The organism is Arsenicicoccus bolidensis DSM 15745, from assembly GCF_000426385.1.
Classification (GTDB): domain Bacteria; phylum Actinomycetota; class Actinomycetes; order Actinomycetales; family Dermatophilaceae; genus Arsenicicoccus; species Arsenicicoccus bolidensis.
The window spans coordinates 1-17,053 of record NZ_AUFG01000006.1 but is presented as its reverse complement, the minus strand read 5'-3'; the positions used below and the strand labels follow the sequence as shown (position 1 = coordinate 17,053).

The 17,053-nt window shown below is 72.5% G+C and carries 15 protein-coding genes; 8 read left to right on the top strand and 7 right to left on the bottom strand.

Annotated elements, in window-relative coordinates; genetic code table 11:
- The first annotated feature begins 122 nt into the window (after window positions 1-122).
- From K313_RS23840 to K313_RS0104865, 3 genes are all read left to right on the top strand, one after another.
- Window positions 123-482: an STAS domain-containing protein gene (locus K313_RS23840; protein WP_169516823.1), complete on the top strand. Its 360-nt coding sequence runs from the start codon at window positions 123-125 to the stop codon at window positions 480-482.
- Between the two features lie 68 nt (window positions 483-550).
- Window positions 551-2,596, top strand: a complete 2,046-nt coding sequence (locus K313_RS0104870) for a protein meaA (protein WP_420804897.1) — start codon at window positions 551-553, stop codon at window positions 2,594-2,596.
- 6 nt (window positions 2,597-2,602) lie between these two features.
- Window positions 2,603-3,226 (top strand): histidine phosphatase family protein, encoded by a 624-nt coding sequence (locus K313_RS0104865; RefSeq protein WP_019285647.1) that lies wholly within the window; start codon window positions 2,603-2,605, stop codon window positions 3,224-3,226.
- A 10-nt stretch (window positions 3,227-3,236) separates the two neighbouring features.
- On the opposite strand, the gene K313_RS0104860 is transcribed toward K313_RS0104865, so the two are convergent.
- Together K313_RS0104860 and nucS are read right to left on the bottom strand one after the other, a co-directional pair.
- The gene (locus K313_RS0104860) at window positions 3,237-4,151 is read right to left on the bottom strand and encodes a beta-1,6-N-acetylglucosaminyltransferase (protein ID WP_156911145.1); all 915 of its coding nucleotides are present in this window, start codon (window positions 4,149-4,151) and stop codon (window positions 3,237-3,239) included.
- A gap of 59 nt (window positions 4,152-4,210) precedes the next feature.
- Window positions 4,211-4,906: an endonuclease NucS gene (gene nucS, locus K313_RS0104855; protein ID WP_019285645.1), complete on the bottom strand. Its 696-nt coding sequence runs from the start codon at window positions 4,904-4,906 to the stop codon at window positions 4,211-4,213.
- A 184-nt stretch (window positions 4,907-5,090) separates the two neighbouring features.
- Between nucS and K313_RS0104850 the strand changes: the two genes are divergently transcribed.
- From K313_RS0104850 to K313_RS0104835, 4 genes are all read left to right on the top strand, one after another.
- Window positions 5,091-6,851, top strand: a complete 1,761-nt coding sequence (locus K313_RS0104850) for a 3-hydroxyacyl-CoA dehydrogenase family protein (RefSeq protein WP_338021324.1) — start codon at window positions 5,091-5,093, stop codon at window positions 6,849-6,851.
- 65 nt (window positions 6,852-6,916) lie between these two features.
- Window positions 6,917-8,551, top strand: coding sequence for a polysaccharide deacetylase family protein (locus K313_RS20085; RefSeq protein WP_029210661.1), 1,635 nt, complete (start codon window positions 6,917-6,919; stop codon window positions 8,549-8,551).
- 64 nt (window positions 8,552-8,615) lie between these two features.
- Window positions 8,616-8,894, top strand: a complete 279-nt coding sequence (locus K313_RS20080; RefSeq protein WP_034251810.1) for a hypothetical protein — start codon at window positions 8,616-8,618, stop codon at window positions 8,892-8,894.
- A 130-nt stretch (window positions 8,895-9,024) separates the two neighbouring features.
- Window positions 9,025-9,768 (top strand): alpha/beta hydrolase, encoded by a 744-nt coding sequence (locus tag K313_RS0104835; RefSeq protein WP_019285640.1) that lies wholly within the window; start codon window positions 9,025-9,027, stop codon window positions 9,766-9,768.
- Window positions 9,769-9,785: 17 nt separating this feature from the next.
- Here the strand turns inward: K313_RS0104835 and K313_RS0104830 are convergent, their stop codons facing one another.
- From K313_RS0104830 to ccrA, 5 genes are all read right to left on the bottom strand, one after another.
- Entirely contained in the window at window positions 9,786-10,028 is a 243-nt protein-coding gene (locus K313_RS0104830; RefSeq protein WP_019285639.1) for an acyl carrier protein, read from the bottom strand.
- Window positions 10,025-11,968, bottom strand: a complete 1,944-nt coding sequence (locus tag K313_RS0104825; RefSeq protein ID WP_029210660.1) for an HAD-IIIC family phosphatase — start codon at window positions 11,966-11,968, stop codon at window positions 10,025-10,027. The genes K313_RS0104830 and K313_RS0104825 overlap by 4 nt, the downstream gene beginning before the upstream one ends.
- Window positions 11,968-12,492, bottom strand: coding sequence for a serine O-acetyltransferase (locus tag K313_RS0104820; RefSeq protein ID WP_169516822.1), 525 nt, complete (start codon window positions 12,490-12,492; stop codon window positions 11,968-11,970). Before K313_RS0104820 ends, K313_RS0104825 begins: the two co-directional genes overlap by 1 nt.
- Before the next feature lie 241 nt (window positions 12,493-12,733).
- A complete protein-coding gene (locus tag K313_RS0104815; protein ID WP_034251846.1) occupies window positions 12,734-14,062 on the bottom strand; it encodes an AI-2E family transporter in 1,329 nt (442 codons plus the stop codon).
- Between the two features lie 73 nt (window positions 14,063-14,135).
- Window positions 14,136-15,473: a crotonyl-CoA carboxylase/reductase gene (ccrA, locus tag K313_RS0104810; protein WP_029210657.1), complete on the bottom strand. Its 1,338-nt coding sequence runs from the start codon at window positions 15,471-15,473 to the stop codon at window positions 14,136-14,138.
- Window positions 15,474-15,697: 224 nt separating this feature from the next.
- Between ccrA and K313_RS20075 the strand changes: the two genes are divergently transcribed.
- Window positions 15,698-16,510 (top strand): polysaccharide deacetylase family protein, encoded by an 813-nt coding sequence (locus K313_RS20075; RefSeq protein WP_169516821.1) that lies wholly within the window; start codon window positions 15,698-15,700, stop codon window positions 16,508-16,510.
- Window positions 16,511-17,053 lie beyond the last annotated feature (543 nt).

Here is a 17,053-nt window from a genome sequence, read left to right as displayed (position 1 = left end):
CGAGGAAGGGCACCCTAGGTGTTCAATGGGTGACGACACATCACTTGAGTACTCGGCTGCCGGTGGTCGCACCGGTCAGCCACGTGGGGGCCCTCATGGCCAGAGCGCGCACGCATCCTTCGGTGACGACGGTGGAGGTCGTCGTGCCCGGGGCCGAGTTGCGGGTCACCGGTCGACTGGACGCCGGCAACGACCACCAGCTGCGCGAGGAGCTGCACCGGGCCATCGTCCTCGGCGAGGGTGAGCTGGTCCTCGACCTGGCGGAGGCCGAGATCCACGACTCGACCGCGCTCGCCCTCGTGGCCGGCGTGCACCACAGGGCGGCGCGCGAGGGACGCACGCTGGTCATCGTCGACCCCTCCGACCGCTTCGAGCGGGTGGTCGCCGCGATGCGCCTGGGCAAGGTCCTGCAGCGCCGCCGTCGTGCGACCTCCGCACCTGTGTCGACCATCACCGTCGGCAGGCCTCCCGCCCAGGCCTGACCCGCCGGTAGTTTGCCGACATGGCTGACGAGCAGATGACCGAGCGCCCCAAGGACCGACCGTGGGTGATGCGGACCTACGCGGGCCACTCCTCGGCCGCCGCCAGCAACGCGCTCTACCGCACCAACCTCGCCAAGGGGCAGACGGGTCTGTCCGTCGCCTTCGACCTGCCCACCCAGACGGGGCACGACCCGGACCACGTGCTCGCGCGCGGCGAGGTCGGCAAGGTGGGCGTCCCGGTGAGCCACGTCGGCGACATGCGCGCGCTCTTCGACGGCATCCCGCTCGCGGAGATGAACACCTCCATGACCATCAACGCCACCGCCATGTGGCTGCTCGCGCTCTACGACGCCGTGGCGGAGGAGCAGGCCGAGGCCGCTGGAGCCGACCCCCTCGAGACCCGGCGCAGGCTGGCGGGCACCACGCAGAACGACATCGTCAAGGAGTACCTCAGCCGCGGCACCCACGTCTTCGGCCCGGGACCCTCGCTGCGGCTGATCACCGACATGATCGCCTTCACCGTCACCGAGATCCCGCGGTGGAACCCGATCAACATCTGCAGCTATCACCTGCAGGAGGCCGGCGCGACCCCCGTGCAGGAGCTCGCCTACTCCCTGTCGACGGCCACGGCCGTGCTCGACGCCGTCGTCGCCGCGGGTCAGGTGCCTCAGGAGAGCCTGGGCGACGTCGTCGGCCGCATCTCCTTCTTCGCCAACGCCGGCGTGCGCTTCGTCGAGGAGATGTGCAAGATGCGGGCGTTCGTGCAGCTCTGGGACGAGCTGACGCAGGAGCGCTACGGCGTGCAGGACCCCAAGCAGCGTCGCTTCCGCTACGGCGTGCAGGTCAACAGCCTGGGCCTGACCGAGGCGCAGCCGGAGAACAACGTGCAGCGCATCGTCCTCGAGATGCTCGCCGTCACCCTGTCCAAGGACGCCCGCGCCAGGGCCGTGCAGCTGCCGGCCTGGAACGAGGCCCTCGGTCTGCCGCGGCCCTGGGACCAGCAGTGGTCCCTGCGCATCCAGCAGGTGCTGGCCTACGAGTCGGACCTGCTCGAGCACGAGGACATCTTTGCCGGCTCCACCGTGGTCGAGGCCAGGGTCGCCGAGCTGGTCGCCGGGGCCAAGGAGGAGATGGCTCGGATCGAGGCGATGGGTGGCGTCATCGAGGCGGTGGAGTCCGGCTACCTCAAGTCCGCGCTCGTCGCCTCGCACGCCGAGCGCCGGCGGCGCATCGAGGCGGGCGTCGACAAGGTCGTCGGCGTCAACTGCTTCCAGGGTACCGAGCCCAGCCCGCTCACGGCGGACCTCGACACGGCCATCCACGTGGCCGACCCCGACGTGGAGGAGCGAGCCGTCGAGGCGGTGCGCCGCTGGCGGGACGAGCGCGACGCTGACCCGGACCGACGTGCGGCGGCCCGGGACGCGCTGGAGCGGCTGCGCACCGACGCGGCCTCCACGACCAACCTGATGGCCGCGTCCATCGAGTGCGCCAGGGCCGGCGTCACCACGGGGGAGTGGACCGACGCGCTGCGGGAGGTCTTCGGCGAGTACCGCGCGCACACGGGCGTCTCCTCCGCGCCGGTGGCGGGCGGTCCTGACCGTATGTCGACCGCCGAGGACAGCGGGGTCACCGACTGGCGCGGTGAGCTGGCCGACGTCCGGGACGCGGTGCGGCGCACCGGCGACGAGCTCGGCACGCACCTGCGCTTCCTCGTGGGCAAGCCGGGGCTGGACGGGCACTCCAACGGCGCCGAGCAGGTGGCGGTGCGGGCACGTGACGCGGGGTTCGAGGTCGTCTACCAGGGCATCCGGTTGACGCCAGAGCAGATCGTGGCTGCCGCGGTGGCCGAGGACGTGCACGTCGTGGGCCTGTCCATCCTGTCCGGGTCGCACATGTCCCTGGTCCCCGAGGTGCTGAACGGTCTGCGCGAAGCCGGCGTGACGGACGTGCCCGTCGTGGTCGGTGGCATCATCCCGGACGCCGACGCCCGCCGGCTGCGGGAGCTGGGGGTGGCCGCGACGTTCACGCCTCGAGACTTCGGGCTCAACGACATCATGGTCCAGGTGGTTAACGTCATCCGTGAGGCACGAGGGCTCGCACCGCGGCTAGAGTGAGGGCCCATGAGCGACCTGCAGTGCCCTGCAACGCTGCTCGTCGCCCGCGACGGCCATGCGGCGTACGCCCACCCGGGCCTCCTCACCGACGACGGCGGGTGGCTCACGGACGTGGGCGCCACCCAGATGGTCGTCCTGGCCGAGCGACTGGCCGCGGACCCGTCGGTGCGCATCTCCGCCGTCTACAGCAGCCCTCTCGCGCGCTCCGTGCAGAGCGGGCGACTCGTCTCCGACGCGCTCGGGGTGCCCCACGAGGTGGTCGGCGGGCTGGAGGAACGCGCGGTCGGGGAGCTGGCCGGACAGCAGGTGGGTAACCCCGTCATGGCGCACGTCATGCACGCCTGGACGACCGGCGACCTGAGCGCCGCCGTCCCGGGGGGCGAGGACGGCTACCAGGTGGTCCGCCGCGCGCGACAGGCGATGGAGTCCATCGCCGACCAGCACCGTGGGGAGTCCGTGCTCGTGCTGGCCCACCGGTGGATCATGTCCGTCGTCCTGCCCCGGTTGTGCCACAACGTGCGTGACGACCTGGCGATCGACCACGTGGTGCCGCACGGCGTGCCCGCACGGGTGCGCGTCGACGCCGACGGCTGGGTCCTCGACGAGTGGCCCGGTCACCGGCGAGCCTGAGCGCAAAGGATCAGTGCGAGGGCGAAGGTCGTGCGTCCACGAGCTCGTCCGCCAGCCGCAGCACGTCGGGGTCGACGTCGGGATGCATCTTGCGGACGAAGGCGGCCGGGGTGTCCGCGGCCCGGGCCAAGAGCGCTGCATCGACCCACTCGGGGTTGGAGGCGTCCTCCGGGAAGTCGGCGTAGGTGGTGCGACCGGTGCGCACCTGGAGGTCCGCCTGGGCGGACAGCACGGAGGATGTGTAGAGCTCGTCGGGCGTCCTCGTGGTGCGGAAGAAGCGGGGGAGCTCGGGGCGCTGGTCGGTGACGGCGAGGAGCCGGTCCACCGCCCGGGCGGACAACGTGGTCCATACAGCGGCCTTGACCACGGGGACGGGCGCGGCCGCTCGTCGGGGGACGCCGACGTACCAGTGGTGGGACGTCGGTGAGCGCACGGCCTGCAGCTGGCCCGGGAGCCGGTGGGCTGCTCGCCAGGCCAGGGGGCCGGTGACGCGCCGCAGGATCTCGGGCCCCGGGAGGTGGCGCCAGGTCCACGTGTAGGTCTCGGGGGAGTCGCCGTGCAGGTCCAGCACCGCGTCGCTGCCGTCCGCGGCGACGCCGGACTCCCAGGAGGCCAGGTCACGGATCGGGTAGTCCTGACCGGAGAGCAGCACGAAGTGCGACGCGTCCGACCGGCGCCGTGCCTCCCGCAGGGCACGGAGCTGCGCCTCGACCATCGTCCAGTCTCCCCAGCGCACCGTGATGTCGTCCTCGTAGGTCTGCACGCCCATCTCGGCGCACGCCCGCTCGTCCATCAGCCCCGGGACGTCATAGCGCAGCATCACGTCGCTGGTCGGCGACAGCTCGCGGATGCGCCGGGCATTACGAGCGACGGCATCACCACGGGTGTGGCACATGAGGACGTAGCAGAATCGGGGCTCGGTCACACCGACCGACTCTACCGGGCGGTGAGGGTTGTGGTGGCCGTTCCCGGGTGAGTGCGAGGTCAGAACAGGCGGGAGGCCGAGGTGTCGATGCCCTTGAGGTCGTCGTAGTCCAGGGTCACGCAGCGGATGCCCCGGTCGGTGGCCAGCGTCCGGGCCTGCGGCTTGATGAGCTGGGCGGCGAAGACGCCGGTGACGGGAGCGAGGGCGGGGTCGCGGTTGAGGAGCTCGAGGTAGCGCGTCAGCTGCTCGACGCCGTCGATCTCGCCGCGCCGCTTGATCTCGACCGCCACGTGGCCGCCGCCCTCGTCCTTGCACAGGATGTCGACCGGCCCGATGGCCGTCATGTACTCCCTGCGCACCAGCGAGTAGCCGTCGCCGAGGGTGTGGATGTGCTCGGCCAGGAGCTTCTGCAGGTGCGCCTCGACGCCGTCCTTGACCAGGCCCGGGTCCACCCCCAGGTCGTGCGAGCTGTCGTGCAGGACCTCGTGGATCACGATGCGCAGGGCGTCGCCCGACTTGGCGTTGCGGACGACCCACACGGCCGTGGCGCCCTCGGCGGCCTCGGTCTCGTCGGGCTTGATCTCGGCCAGGGCGCACGGCGGGGTCATCCAGTTGAGCGGCTTGTAGCTGCCGCCGTCGGAGTGCACCAGGACCGAGCCGTCGCCCTTGATCATCAGCAGCCGGGTGGCCAGGGGCAGGTGGGCGGCGAGCCGGCCCTCGTAGTCGACGGCACAGCGGGAGATGACGAGTCGCACGACAGATCACCCTAGTCCGCGCGAGCGGTCCGGGCCGTATGCCGCCGGCCCGCCGCGTGCCCGAACCACCGCGAGAGCGCCGGGCGACCGGCATACCCGCCAGTAGTTTTGTGACCAAGCCCGCAGTCCGACAGTCTTGCCACCAGCATCACCCCCCTCAAGACTTCCAGGCATGGAGCGATCGTTGGACACCATCGGAGTGGTCGGGCTCGGCACCATGGGTGCGGGCATCGTCGAGGTCTGTGCACGGCACGGCCTCAGCGTCGTCGCCGTCGACATGGACGACGCCGCCGTCGACCGTGGTCGTGGGCACGTCGAGCGGTCGACGGACCGGGCCGTCGAGCGCGGCAAGATGCCGGCCGAGGAGCAGCAGCAGATCCTCGGACGGATCACCTTCGCGGCCGACCTCGAGGCGGTCGTCGACTGCGACCTGGTCGTCGAGGCGGTCCCCGAGATCCTCGCCATCAAGCGGGACCTGTTCGCGAGGCTGGACGGCATCGTCAAGGAGTCCTGCGTCCTCGCGACCAACACCTCGAGCTTGTCCGTGACCGAGATCTCCGTGGCGACCAGCCACCCCGAGCGCGTGCTCGGCCTGCACTTCTTCAACCCCGCTCCCGTGCAGAAGCTCGTCGAGATCATCTCCACCGTCGTCACCGACCCCGACATCGTCACGGCCGCCCGCGAGCTCGCCGAGCGCCTCGACAAGACCCCCGTGGTGGTGGGCGACAAGGCCGGGTTCATCGGCAACTACCTGCTCTTCGGCTACCTCAACCACGCCATGAGCATGTACGAGTCGCGCTACGCCACCCGCGAGGACCTCGACGCCGCCATGCAGCACGGCTGCGGCTACCCGATGGGCCCGCTGGCGCTGCTCGACCTGATCGGCCTGGACACGGCCTACCAGGTCCTCGACACGATGTACCGCGAGGGACGCGACAAGCTCCACGCCCCCAGCCCGATCCTCAAGCAGATGGTCACGGCCGGGCTGCTGGGCCGCAAGACCGGCCGCGGGTTCTACACCTATGAGGCGCCCGGCTCCGGCAGGATCGTCGCGGACGCGCTGACCCCCGTCGAGTCGGAGTCTCCCCGGCCCACCCGTGACGTCGCGACGGTCGGCGTCGTCGGCACCGGCACCATGGCCGCCGGCATCGTCGAGGTGTTCGCCAAGGCGGGCTACCCCGTCGTCGTGGTCGGCCGCACCGACGACAAGGCCGCCGGGGTGCCCGCCGCCATCGCCACGAGCATGGACCGGGCGATCAGCAAGGGGCGCGCGACGGAGGAGGCCAAGGCCGAGGCGCTCGGTCGCGTCACCACCGCAACCGACGTGTCCGCGCTCGCCGACGTCGACCTCGTCGTCGAGGCCATCGCCGAGGACGTCGACGTCAAGACCGAGATGTTCCGCCGGCTCGACGAGGTCTGCAAGCAGGGGGCGATCCTCGCCACCACCACGAGCTCGCTGCCCGTCATCCAGGTCGCGGCGGCCACGAGCCGTCCCAGCGACGTCATCGGCATGCACTTCTTCAACCCCGCCCAGGTGATGAAGCTCGTCGAGGTCGTCACGACGGTCTCCACCGAGGGCGACGTCGAGGAGACCGTGCTGCAGCTGTGCCGCACGATCGGCAAGGTGCCGGTCCGCTGCGGCGACCGCGCCGGCTTCATCGTCAACGCGCTGCTCTTCCCCTACCTCAACGACGCCGTCAAGATGCTCGAGGCCCACTACGCGACGGCCGACGACATCGACACGGCGATGAAGAACGGCTGCGCCCTGCCCATGGGCCCGTTCGAGCTGCTGGACGTCGTGGGCCTGGACGTGTCCTACGCGATCCAGCGGCAGCTCTACCTCGAGTTCCGCGACCGCGGCTACGCCCCGGCGCCGCTGCTGGAGCACATGGTCACGGCGGGCTACCTCGGCCGCAAGACCAAGCGGGGCTTCCGCACCTACTGACCCGCACGGGGGACCCGTCGGCGGGTCGCGGCTCACCGGGGGCGGACGTGCGGCGTCATAGGAGCGTGACCGCTCGACGCACCGCCCCCGCCGTGATCGCTGCCGCCCTCGTCGTCGCCCTCGTCGTCGCCCTCGGCGCCTGCACCGCGGCCCCGACGGGTCCGGGCGGCGGCTCCGCCACGTCCGCCACCGTCTCCGGCACGGCCTCCGGCACCGCGTCCCGGGCGGTCCCGGGCGTGCAGGTGCGGGCGCTGGGGGACGGCGAGGACCCCGGCGCCGTTGACGTCCCCGAGCTCCAGGTGGTGACGGAGGACTCGTGGGCCCGTCCCACGCTGCACGCCAAGTGGCCCCTCGTTCCCGGGGCGAAGCGCCTCAACCAGGCGCTCGACGCGACCGTCCGCGGGCGCATCGCGTCGTTCCGCAAGGACGCCGGCGCCGAGCTCGGCGACGCCGTCCCGGACCTGACGACGACGTGGTCGGTGACGGCCGACCACGACGGCGTCGTCGGGATCCGCCTCACCTCGACCGAGTTCGGCGGCGCGAGCACCAGCGACGACTCACGGACCACCTACGGCACGCGGGACGGCTCGACGGTATGGCGGGGCGCCGACCTGGTGCGGGGCGACGGCCACGAGCGCCTGGTGACCGACGTCCTGGCGTCCGCCCGCGCCGCGGGTGTGGTCCGTGCTCCCGAGGGTGGCACCGCCGAGCCCGGTGACACGCCCTCCGCCGAGGCGCTGCTCGCGGACGTGTCGTTCACCCGCGAGGGAGGGCTGCGGCTCGTCGTCGCGTCCGGGGAGCTCGCGGCCAGCGACGCGGGCCGCCTGATGGTGACGATCGACCGCGCCCGCAGCGACGAGCTGCTGACCGAGGCGGGACGCCGCGTGCGCGACGCCGCCGTGGCGTCCCGGCCGGACACCGGACCTGCGGCGGCACCGACGACCTCGGCCCCCGCCGGGCCGCCAGCCTCACCAGAGGTCCCGGCCCCGAGCGAACCGCCCACCCCGACCCCCTCGACGGAGCCGACGACCGTGCCCGCCCCGCCCGCCACCACGCCCGCCACCACCAGGTCACCAAAGGCCGGCGCTCGCGTGGACTGCGCCGTGGCGAGGTGCATCGCCCTGACCTTCGACGACGGGCCGGGCCGTCATACGCCGGCCATCCTCGACGCCCTCGCGGCGCGAGGCGCCCGGGCGACGTTCTTCACCATGGGACCGGCGGTGCAGGCCCAGCCGGGTGTCGTGCGCCGCATGCGCGACCTCGGCATGGACGTCGGCAACCACACCTGGACCCACAAGCAGCTCAACCGGATCCCGGCGGAGCAGGCCAGGGGCGAGCTGACCCGCACGTCCGCCGCCATCCGCGAGGTCACCGGGGCGGACCCGGTCGCGGCCCGTCCGCCGTACGGCGCCTTCTCGGCGAGCACGCCGCACGCGGGGCTGCCCTTCGTGCTGTGGGACGTCGACACCGAGGACTGGAAGAACCGCGACGCGGCGGCGACGACCCGTCGCGCGCTGGCCGGGGCGCACCGCGGCGCGATCGTGCTGATGCACGACATCCACCCGTCGACCGCGCGCGCCGTCCCTGGGATCGTGGACCAGCTGAAGGCCCGCGGCTACTCCCTCGTCACCGTCTCCGAGCTGCTCGGTGACCTCGACGCCGGGCGCAGCTACTACTCCGCCCAGCGCAGCCGCGGCTGATCGAGGGGGTCCGGCCCGACGGCGGGTGCGCGCCTGCGGCCACAGCTTTTGCGACAATGGGCGCATGCCCCGAGCCAACCGACGCAGCGAGCAGCACGTCCCGCTCGCGATGGGCCGCCTGGCGGGGATGGAGCGCCGTGAGGTCCACCCCGACGGCGCGTGGATCGTGCGGGGCGTCCGTGGGGCCTCGACGGGCAAGGTCTATCGCTGCCCGGGCTGCCAGCAGACCCTGAGCGATGCCATCGCGCACGTCGTGGCGTGGCCGGCCGAGGGGCTGCGAGGGCTGCCGGACCGGCGGCACTGGCACACCCCGTGCTGGTCCGCCCGGGACCACCGCCACTAGCCCCCGGCATACGGCCCGTCGACCCGTCGTCCGTCCGTCCCCACCGCCCGCCGTCCCGCGACCGCCCATCGTCCCGACACACCGCCCGCCGCCCAGACCCCGCCCCTACCGTCAGAGGAGCCGAACCCCCTTGCCCAGCCACGAGATCCGTGCCAACACCGTCCTCCCGTCCCGCAGGGAGGAGATCGAGCTGCACACCGCCGACGGGCTGCGACTCGTCGGCGAGCTCGCGCTCCCCGTGGACCGCGACCCCGTGGCGACCCTCGTGACGCTGCACCCCCTGCCGACGCACGGCGGCTTCATGGACAGCCACGTCTACAAGAAGGCCGCCAACCGGCTGCCGGCCCTGGCCGACGTCGCCGTGCTGCGCTTCAACACCCGCGGCACGAGCTCGCCTCGCGGCACCAGCGAGGGGGAGTTCGAGCACGCCGAGGGGGAGCGGTTCGACGTGGCGGCCGCCATCGAGTACGCCGAGTTCCACGAGACGCCGCCGCTGCCGCACCGCTGGCTCGTCGGCTGGTCCTTCGGCACGGACCTCACCCTGATGTACGGCCTCGACCCGGCGATCGAGGGCGCGATCCTGCTCAGCCCGCCGCTGCGCTGGACCGGGTCCGAGCACCTGCGGGAGTGGGCGGTCGACGGGCGGCCCCTCGTCGCGCTGGTGCCGGAGCACGACGACTACCTGCAGCCCGCCGAGGCGCGGGAGAAGTTCTCGGTCGTGCCGCAGGCCGAGGTCGTCGGCGTCGACGGGTGCAAGCACCTGTGGGTCGGCGAGACCTATGTCCGCCGCGCCTTGGACGAGATCGTTGCCCGGGTGCGACCGGGCTTCGGCCCCCTGCCGACGACGTGGGACGGCGAGGTCGTCGAGGACTGAGCCCGCCGGCGGGCGGCTCAGCCGCGCTTGGCGTCCACGACGTCGACCAGCGCGCCGACGTCGCTCAGCCCCGACATCTCCGCGTCGGACAGCTGGATCCCGAAGGCGTTCTCCACGCTGAACATGAGGCTCACGTGCGCCAGGGAGTCCCAGCCGTCCACCTGGTCGGCGACGGTCTCGCGCGTCAGCGTGAGGTCGGGATCGGCCAGGACGTCGCGAAAGATCTCCTGGACCTGCTCGAGGGTGGTCGGCTCGGTCATCGATGCTCCTTCAGGGCAGGCAGCGCGACGGCGACATAGGTCGGCGGCTGCGGGAGGGGCCGGGTGAGGTCGAGGCTCCAGGTCTGCGGGGCGTCCGGGTCCTGAGGCCGGGGTGCGGCGTCGGCAGCGTCGGGCCTGACGCCCGCGTCGGCAGCGTCGGCACGACGCTCGTCGCGGGTGAACCCGCTGGACCGGTAGACGTCTCGCGAGGGGGTGTTCTTTGCGGTGGGCACGAATTCGCCGCGCAGGCGCGCGAACCCGGCGTCGCGGGCGTGCTCGGCCAGTGCGACGAGCAGGCTCTGCTCGACGGTGCGCCCGATCACGCGGCAGGACATCACGAAGGTGTCCACGACCAGGTCGTCCCCGTCCGGCACGGCGACGAGCGCCGCGACCAGGCCGTGGTCGTCGAAACGGTCCCGCACGCGCATCCCCCACACGACGGCCCGGTCGACGCCGGCGAGACGCTCCACGTCGGCCGCCGAATGCCGTCGGCCGGTGAGGTTGAACTGGTTGGTCTTGCCGATGAGCTGCACGATCCGCTGGGCGTTGACCTCGTCCAACGGCTCGATCGTGGCCGCGAGCTCGAGCCCGGCGAGGAAGTCCTCCCGAGAGCCGGCCTGCGCGGCGAACGCGCCGGCCTGTGCGCGGGCGCGGTACTGCGCGGTGCGGCGGGTGTCCTCGTGCGTCAGGGCGACGGCCTGCAGCCCCGGGAACCGAGCGATGGTGCGGAGGTACTCGGTCGGTGCGGCCGGCAGCTCGACGACACCGACCTGGGGCAGCGCCTGCCTCACGGCCTCCCGCTCGACGGGGTTGTCGTCGACGAAGACCAGGGCGTCGAGCCCGAGGTCCAGGTGCGCGGCCACGCGCTGCACGGCGAGCGGCTTGTCGTCCCAGGAGGCCTCGAAGGCGACGATGTCGTCCAGGGTCAGCCGCATGTCCGGGTGGCGTTCGAAGGGCTCCCGTGCGTCGTCGGGGTTGTTCTTGCTGACGACCGCGAGCAGCATGCCTCGGCGGGTGAGCTCCTTGAGCCAGGCCTGGAGGTCGACGTAGGCCTCGCCGGCGGCTCCCGATCCGAGCTGGATCCCGCCGACGCCGTCCTCGCCGACGACACCGCCCCACAACGTGTTGTCCAGGTCCAGCACGACGACCTTGCGTCCGAGCCCCAGGGCCGAGGCCGTGACGTCGAGGATCGCGGTGGCGAGGGTGGGGAGCGCCGCCAGGCCGACGGCGTGCTTGGAGTGGTACCAGTAGCGCGGGTCGTGCCACTGCGCCTCGCCGACCCGGGCGGCCACCGTCTCGGCATCCACGAGGTGCACGCCGTCGGGGGCTGCTGCCGCCAGCTCCAGCCCGAGGCGGCGGATCATCGCGACGCGGCCACCCGGCGACGCGAAGGCCAGGCCTGCGTAGGGGTCGTCGGTGGGCGGGACGAAGGTCGTCTGCACGATCCGGGCGCCGGTGCGCTCCTGCAGCACCTGCCACAGGCGCGTCCAGCGGGAGACCTCGGCGGCGACGTCCACCACCGGGTCGTCGCTGATCGGCGGCAGGTGCAGGTCACGGCGGTCGATCACGAGGGCCACCACGTCCGGCCCGAAGGCGTAGAGCGCCGACGTCGGATCGTGCACCTGCTCCTCGTAGGCCCGGTAAGGGGTCTCGTGGACCTCCAGCCGGATGCCGTGCGCGAGCGCCGCCACCCGCAGCGCGACCGCGAGCTGGCCGCTCGTGTGGCTGCTCAGGAGGGCGAGGCGCACGGTCCTGCGCAGCCCGGGAGGGGCGTCGTGCCCGTCCGCGCGCTGCCACAGCTGCCCGAGGAGGCGGTCGGCGGCGAGCCAGGTGGTCAGGTCGTCCGTCTCGGTGGCCACCCGCCCCAGGGTGGCGAGGCCCTGCGCGAGGTCGTGCTCGGCCAGCTGGCCGCGGGCGCGGGCGATCAGCTCCCCGGCCATCAGCGGACCGTGGGGATGCGCAGGACCCGGGGCTGCTGGTCCACGACGGTGGCGCCCTCGGGGACGTTGGTCATGATCGTGGTGTTGGGCCCGAGGTTGGCCCCGTCGCCGACCCGGACACCCCCGACGATCGCGCAGCCAGCGCCGATGGAGACGCCGTTGCCGATGCGCGGCGCCTGCCGACGGAAGGTCTCGGGCTTGCCGCTGCCGGCGCCGAGCGTGACGTTCTGCCGGATGACGCAGTCGTCGCCGATCGTGGCGTGCGGGTGGATGACGATGCCGCTCTGGTGCGCGATCCGCACACGCCGGCCGAGCGCGACCGTGCGGGGAAGCTCGATGCCGTAGACGTTGCGGCACATCAGATATCCGGCCCGGCTGACCAGGTCTGCGGGGACCCGCGCCCACCGGGGCGCCTCGCCGGCGTCCACCCAGGCGCCGATCCGCGCCGACGCCACGGCCTGGAATCCTGGCGTCGTGACGTCGCCGTCGTGAGCCTGGCGGTCCTCGCGCAGCTGGTCCACCACCGAGAGGTGGGTCCGCAGCCACCTGACCCAGGGCCGTCGTGGCACGGTCGTCGGCGTTGTCGTTGGCGTAGTCGTGCTCTCCACCGTCATGCGATTCCCCCTCGCGCTCTCGACAACACTCACGTTATGGCAGGGTTGCGTCCGGGGTGCGGCTGGGGCTGGGGGGCGGCGCAAGGTTCACCGGACCGGGCGCTCACGATCACGAAGCATCACGCTGCGTCGGCAGCAGGTGAGCGGCAGGTCACAGGCGCCGCTGACGCGGGACGAGCACCTCCTCGTAGAGCAGGAGCAGCGCCGCGGCCGTCGGGATCGCCAGCAGCGCACCCAGCATGCCCAGCAGCGTGCCGCCGGCGAGGGCCGCGACCACCGTGACCGCCCCGGGCACCGCCACGGTGCGCTGCATGATCCGCGGCACGATGATGTAGTTCTCGACCTGCTGGTAGATCACGTAGTAGACGAGCAGGATCAGCCCTGTCTGGGGGCTCTGGATCAGGCCGGCGCCGGTCACGAGCGCTCCACCCAGGGTGGCTCCGACCATGGGGATCAGCCCGAGGAACGCGACCGTGACGGCGAGCACCTCGGCATACGAGACGTCAAGGATCCGCATGGCGATCCAGCTGAGGAGGCCGTTGATCGTCGCCACGCCCACCTGACCGATCGCATAGCTGCCGACCCGACGCATCATCTCCTCGGAGAGGTAGACGACGCGGGCGCGACGGCTGGCCGGGACGACCGCGTACGCCGCCTTCTTGGTCGTGGGCAGGCTGGCGAGGAAGTACAGCGTGAGGATGAGGACCGTGAAGGTCTGGAAGATGCCGCTGCCGAGCGCCTGCCCCGCCCCGATGAGCCCGCCCGCCACCGTGGACAGGAAGGTCTGGTCGCGCAGCCGCTCGGTGAGCTGCTGCTGCACCTGCGCCGTGAGGTTGTAGTCCTTGTCGAGGTTCTGCACCCAGGGCTGGCCGAGGAGCTGGGTGACGTAGTCGGGGGCGTTCTTGATCAGGGCGGAGGACTGCTCGACGACCGGCGGGACGACGAGGCCCGCCAGGAGCGCGAAGACGACGAGCAGGCCGAGGAACACGATCCCGACCGCGGCGCCGCGGCGCAGCCCACCCGTCACGAGCCGCTGGACCAGCGGGTCGAGGGCGAGGGTGAGGAAGAACGCGACGGTCAGCAGGGTCAGCGTGAGGCTGAGCGCGCCGATCATGCTCCACAGCGTCGCGGCGGCGAGCACGCCGATGGCGCCGACGAAGCCGACGGTGAACGGCGACTGATGGATGAGCGGGACGCCCGTCCGCGTGGGGGCCGAAGGTGTCGCGCCGGACGTGGTCGTCGTGGTGGTCGGGTCGCCGGTCCCTGACGCCGTCGGCTCGACCGTCCCGCCGGTCAGCGTGGTGTCCACGCCGCCGCCCACGTCCCCGCCCACACCCTCGCCCGCGTCCCCGCCCACCGGGAGGTCGGCGGCGTCGCCCCTGATCCGGTTGCTCTCGGCCAGGGCCTCGCGCTGGCGGGCGCGATAGGCGTGCCAGCGTCGCCGTGCCGCGACCGTCCGGTCGACCAGGGGGATCCTCACGGTCCGAGGGTATGACGCGGGCCCGGCCGCCACGTGGGTCACACGCGGGCGGCCGGGCCCCTCGTCATACGGCTCAGACGTCGCGGAACCGGTCGATCTCGGTCTGGAGCTCGGCCCGCATCTCGGGCCTGGAAACCCCGAGGCCCTGCTCGGGGGCGAGGGTGAGGACCCCGACCTTGCCCTGGTGGGCGTTGCGGTGGACGTCGAGCGCCGCCTGACCGACCTCGTCCATCGCGTAGGTCTTGGACAGCGTCGGGTGGATCAGGCCGCGGCGGATGAGGGAGTTGGCCTCCCAGGCCTCGCGGTAGTTGGCGAAGTGCGAGCCGACGATGGACTTGAGGTTCATCCACAGGTAGCGGTTGTCGAACTCGTGCATGTATCCGGACGTCGAGGCGCAGGTCACGATCGTGCCGCCCTTGCGCGTGACGTAGACCGAGGCGCCGAAGGTCTCGCGGCCGGGGTGCTCGAAGACGATGTCCGGGTCGTGGCCGTTGGTCAGCTCTCGGATCTTGGCGCCCAGGCGCTTCCACTCCTTGGGGTCCTGGGTCTGCTCGTCCTTCCAGAACCGGTAGCCCTCGGCGTTGCGGTCGATGACCAGCTCGGCGCCCATCTTGCGGCAGATCTCGGCCTTCTCCGGGGAGGAGACGACGCAGATCGGGGTCGCGCCACCGGCCAGGGCCATCTGCGTGGCGTAGGACCCGAGGCCGCCCGAGGCGCCCCAGACGAGCACGCGGTCACCGAGCTTCATGCCAGCGCCGTTGCGCGAGATGAGCTGGCGGTAGGCCGTGGAGTTGACCAGGCCGGGGGATGCGGCCTCCTCCCAGGTGAGGTGCTCGGCCTTGGGCATGAGCTGGTTGGCCTTGACGATCGCCAGCTGCGCGAGGCCGCCGAAGTTGGTCTCGAAGCCCCAGATCCGCTGCTCGGGGTCGAGCATCGTGTCGTTGTGCCCGTCGTGGTGCTCCAGCTCGACCGACAGGCAGTGGGCGACGACCTCGGTGCCGGGGGCCCAGATGTGCACGCCCGGCCCGGTGCGCAGCACGATCCCGGACAGGTCCGACCCCACGACGTGGTAGGGCAGGTCGTGGCGCTTGCCCGCGTCGCTCGTGCGGCCGTAGCGCTCGAGGAAGCCGAACGTCGGGACCGGCTCGAAGATCGAGGTCCACACGGTGTTGTAGTTGATCGAGCTCGCCATGACGGCCACGAGCGCCTCGCCGGGCGCCAGCTCGGGCAGGGGGACCTCGTCGAGGTGCAGGCTCTCGCGGGGGTCCTTGTCCCGGCTCGCGCGACCCTCGAACATGCCGACCTCGTCCTTGTGCACCGTGACGGCCCGGTAGGACTCGGGGACGGCCAGGCCGGCGTAGGTCTCGGCCGACCGGTCCCCGCTCAGGATGGCGTCGCGGATGGCGGTCATGGCGTCGTTCGTCATGTCTGCTCCTCGGGCATGGGGCACCACTGCGTGCCGCCTCACCCGGGACGCTACTGGCGGGTCACCTCACGGCGATAGGGGTCTGAGACCTCCGACACAGGGGTGACGTCGCTCACGTGGCACGGGCGCTAGCATGGCCGCACCGCCCGGGCGAGCCGAGCGCGATGGGGCAGTCGGAGTCGTTCGTGCCTCGGGGGATGCGGGGGACCATGCGGGTGGGGAGGACCGGGCCGTCGGGCCTGGGTGCGCTCGTCGTGTCGCGCCGGACGGCGCTGACCGGCGCCGTGCTGTGCGCCGTCTCCGGTGCCGGCCTCGCCGTGGCGGACGACGGCCGGTTCGAGCTCGCCCTCGGACCCACCTCCTCGCCGCAGTCGCGCCGCGCGGCGGACCGCGACTGCGTCAGCTATGTCCGGACCCACCGGCCCGTGCTGTCGCTCACCTTCGACGACGGGCCGGACCCGCGCTACACCCCCGCGGTCCTGGACGTCCTGCGCCGGTATGACGCCCGCGCCACCTTCTTCGTCGTCGGCGCCAACGCCGCGGCCCACCCCGACCTGGTCGCGCGGATGCGGGCGCAGGGCCACGAGGTGGCCAACCACACCCACGACCACGCCCACCTGACGGAGATCTCCGACGCCGAGGTCCGCGACCAGATCGCCCGCGGCCGCCGGGTCATCGGGGACGCGGGGCCGCGGCTGCTGCGCCCGCCCGTGGGCCGGACCAGCGCCTCGGTGGCCGAGGTCGCCCGGTCGCTGGGGGAGCGTCAGGCCTTCTGGAGCTCCTGCCTCGAGGCGTGCCTGCACGACGGCGCGCGCGTCGGGGGCACCGGCCTGGGCGAGGCGCTCGACCCCGGCGCGGTGGTCCTGGCGCACGACGGTGGCCGGGTGGAGGGACGCTGGGCCCAGGAGTACCCCCGCGACCAGACGGTGGAGGCGCTGCCGCACCTGCTGGAGGCCCTGGCCGCGCGAGGGCTGAGCTCCGTGCCGGTGGGCGAGCTCGTGCGCTCCGGCCGCATCCGCTGACCCCCGCGTCTGCGCCGCCATCCCCTGTCTCAGGGGCCGTCCCCCGTCTGTCCTGGCGTCCTTCGTCTCGTGCTGCAGCTCAAGGCGGGGGATGCGCGCCGAGACTGGGGACGGAGCATCAGACGGAGGATGGATTCGGCCGGCCCGCACCGCCGCCCCGGCTCCGGCGTCCCCGTCGCCGCTGCGCTGACGCCGTGTCCTTGCGTCTGCGCCGCCATCTCCCGTCTCAGGGTCCGTCCCCCGTCTGTCCTGCCGTCCTTCGTCTCGTGCTGCAGCTCAAGACGGGGCATGCGCGCCGAGACTGGGGACGGAGCATCAGACGGAGGATGGATTCGGCCGGCCCGCATCACCGCCCCGGCTCCGGCGCCACGCCGCCGCTCCGGCTCCGCCGACCACGCCGCCGCTCCGCTGACGCCGTGTCCTCGCGTCTGCGCCGCCATCCCCTGTCTCAGGGTCCGTCCCCCGTCTGTCCTGCCGTCCTTCGTCTCGTGCTGCAGCTCAAGACGGGGGATGCGCGCCGAGACTGGGGACGGAGGATGGATT

Bases quoted from the DNA above. Each gene is read 5' to 3' on its own strand.
- K313_RS0104825 (WP_029210660.1), bottom strand. From the start codon at position 11,968: ATGGCCGGGGAGCTGATCGCCCGCGCCCGCGGCCAGCTGGCCGAGCAC.
- K313_RS20080 (WP_034251810.1), top strand. From the start codon at position 8,616: ATGCCCCGAGCCAACCGACGCAGCGAGCAGCACGTCCCGCTCGCGATG.
- K313_RS0104865 (WP_019285647.1), top strand. From the start codon at position 2,603: ATGAGCGACCTGCAGTGCCCTGCAACGCTGCTCGTCGCCCGCGACGGC.
- K313_RS0104870 (WP_420804897.1), top strand. From the start codon at position 551: ATGCGGACCTACGCGGGCCACTCCTCGGCCGCCGCCAGCAACGCGCTC.
- ccrA (WP_029210657.1), bottom strand. From the start codon at position 15,473: ATGACCGCCATCCGCGACGCCATCCTGAGCGGGGACCGGTCGGCCGAG.
- K313_RS0104830 (WP_019285639.1), bottom strand. From the start codon at position 10,028: ATGACCGAGCCGACCACCCTCGAGCAGGTCCAGGAGATCTTTCGCGAC.
- K313_RS20075 (WP_169516821.1), top strand. From the start codon at position 15,698: ATGCGGGTGGGGAGGACCGGGCCGTCGGGCCTGGGTGCGCTCGTCGTG.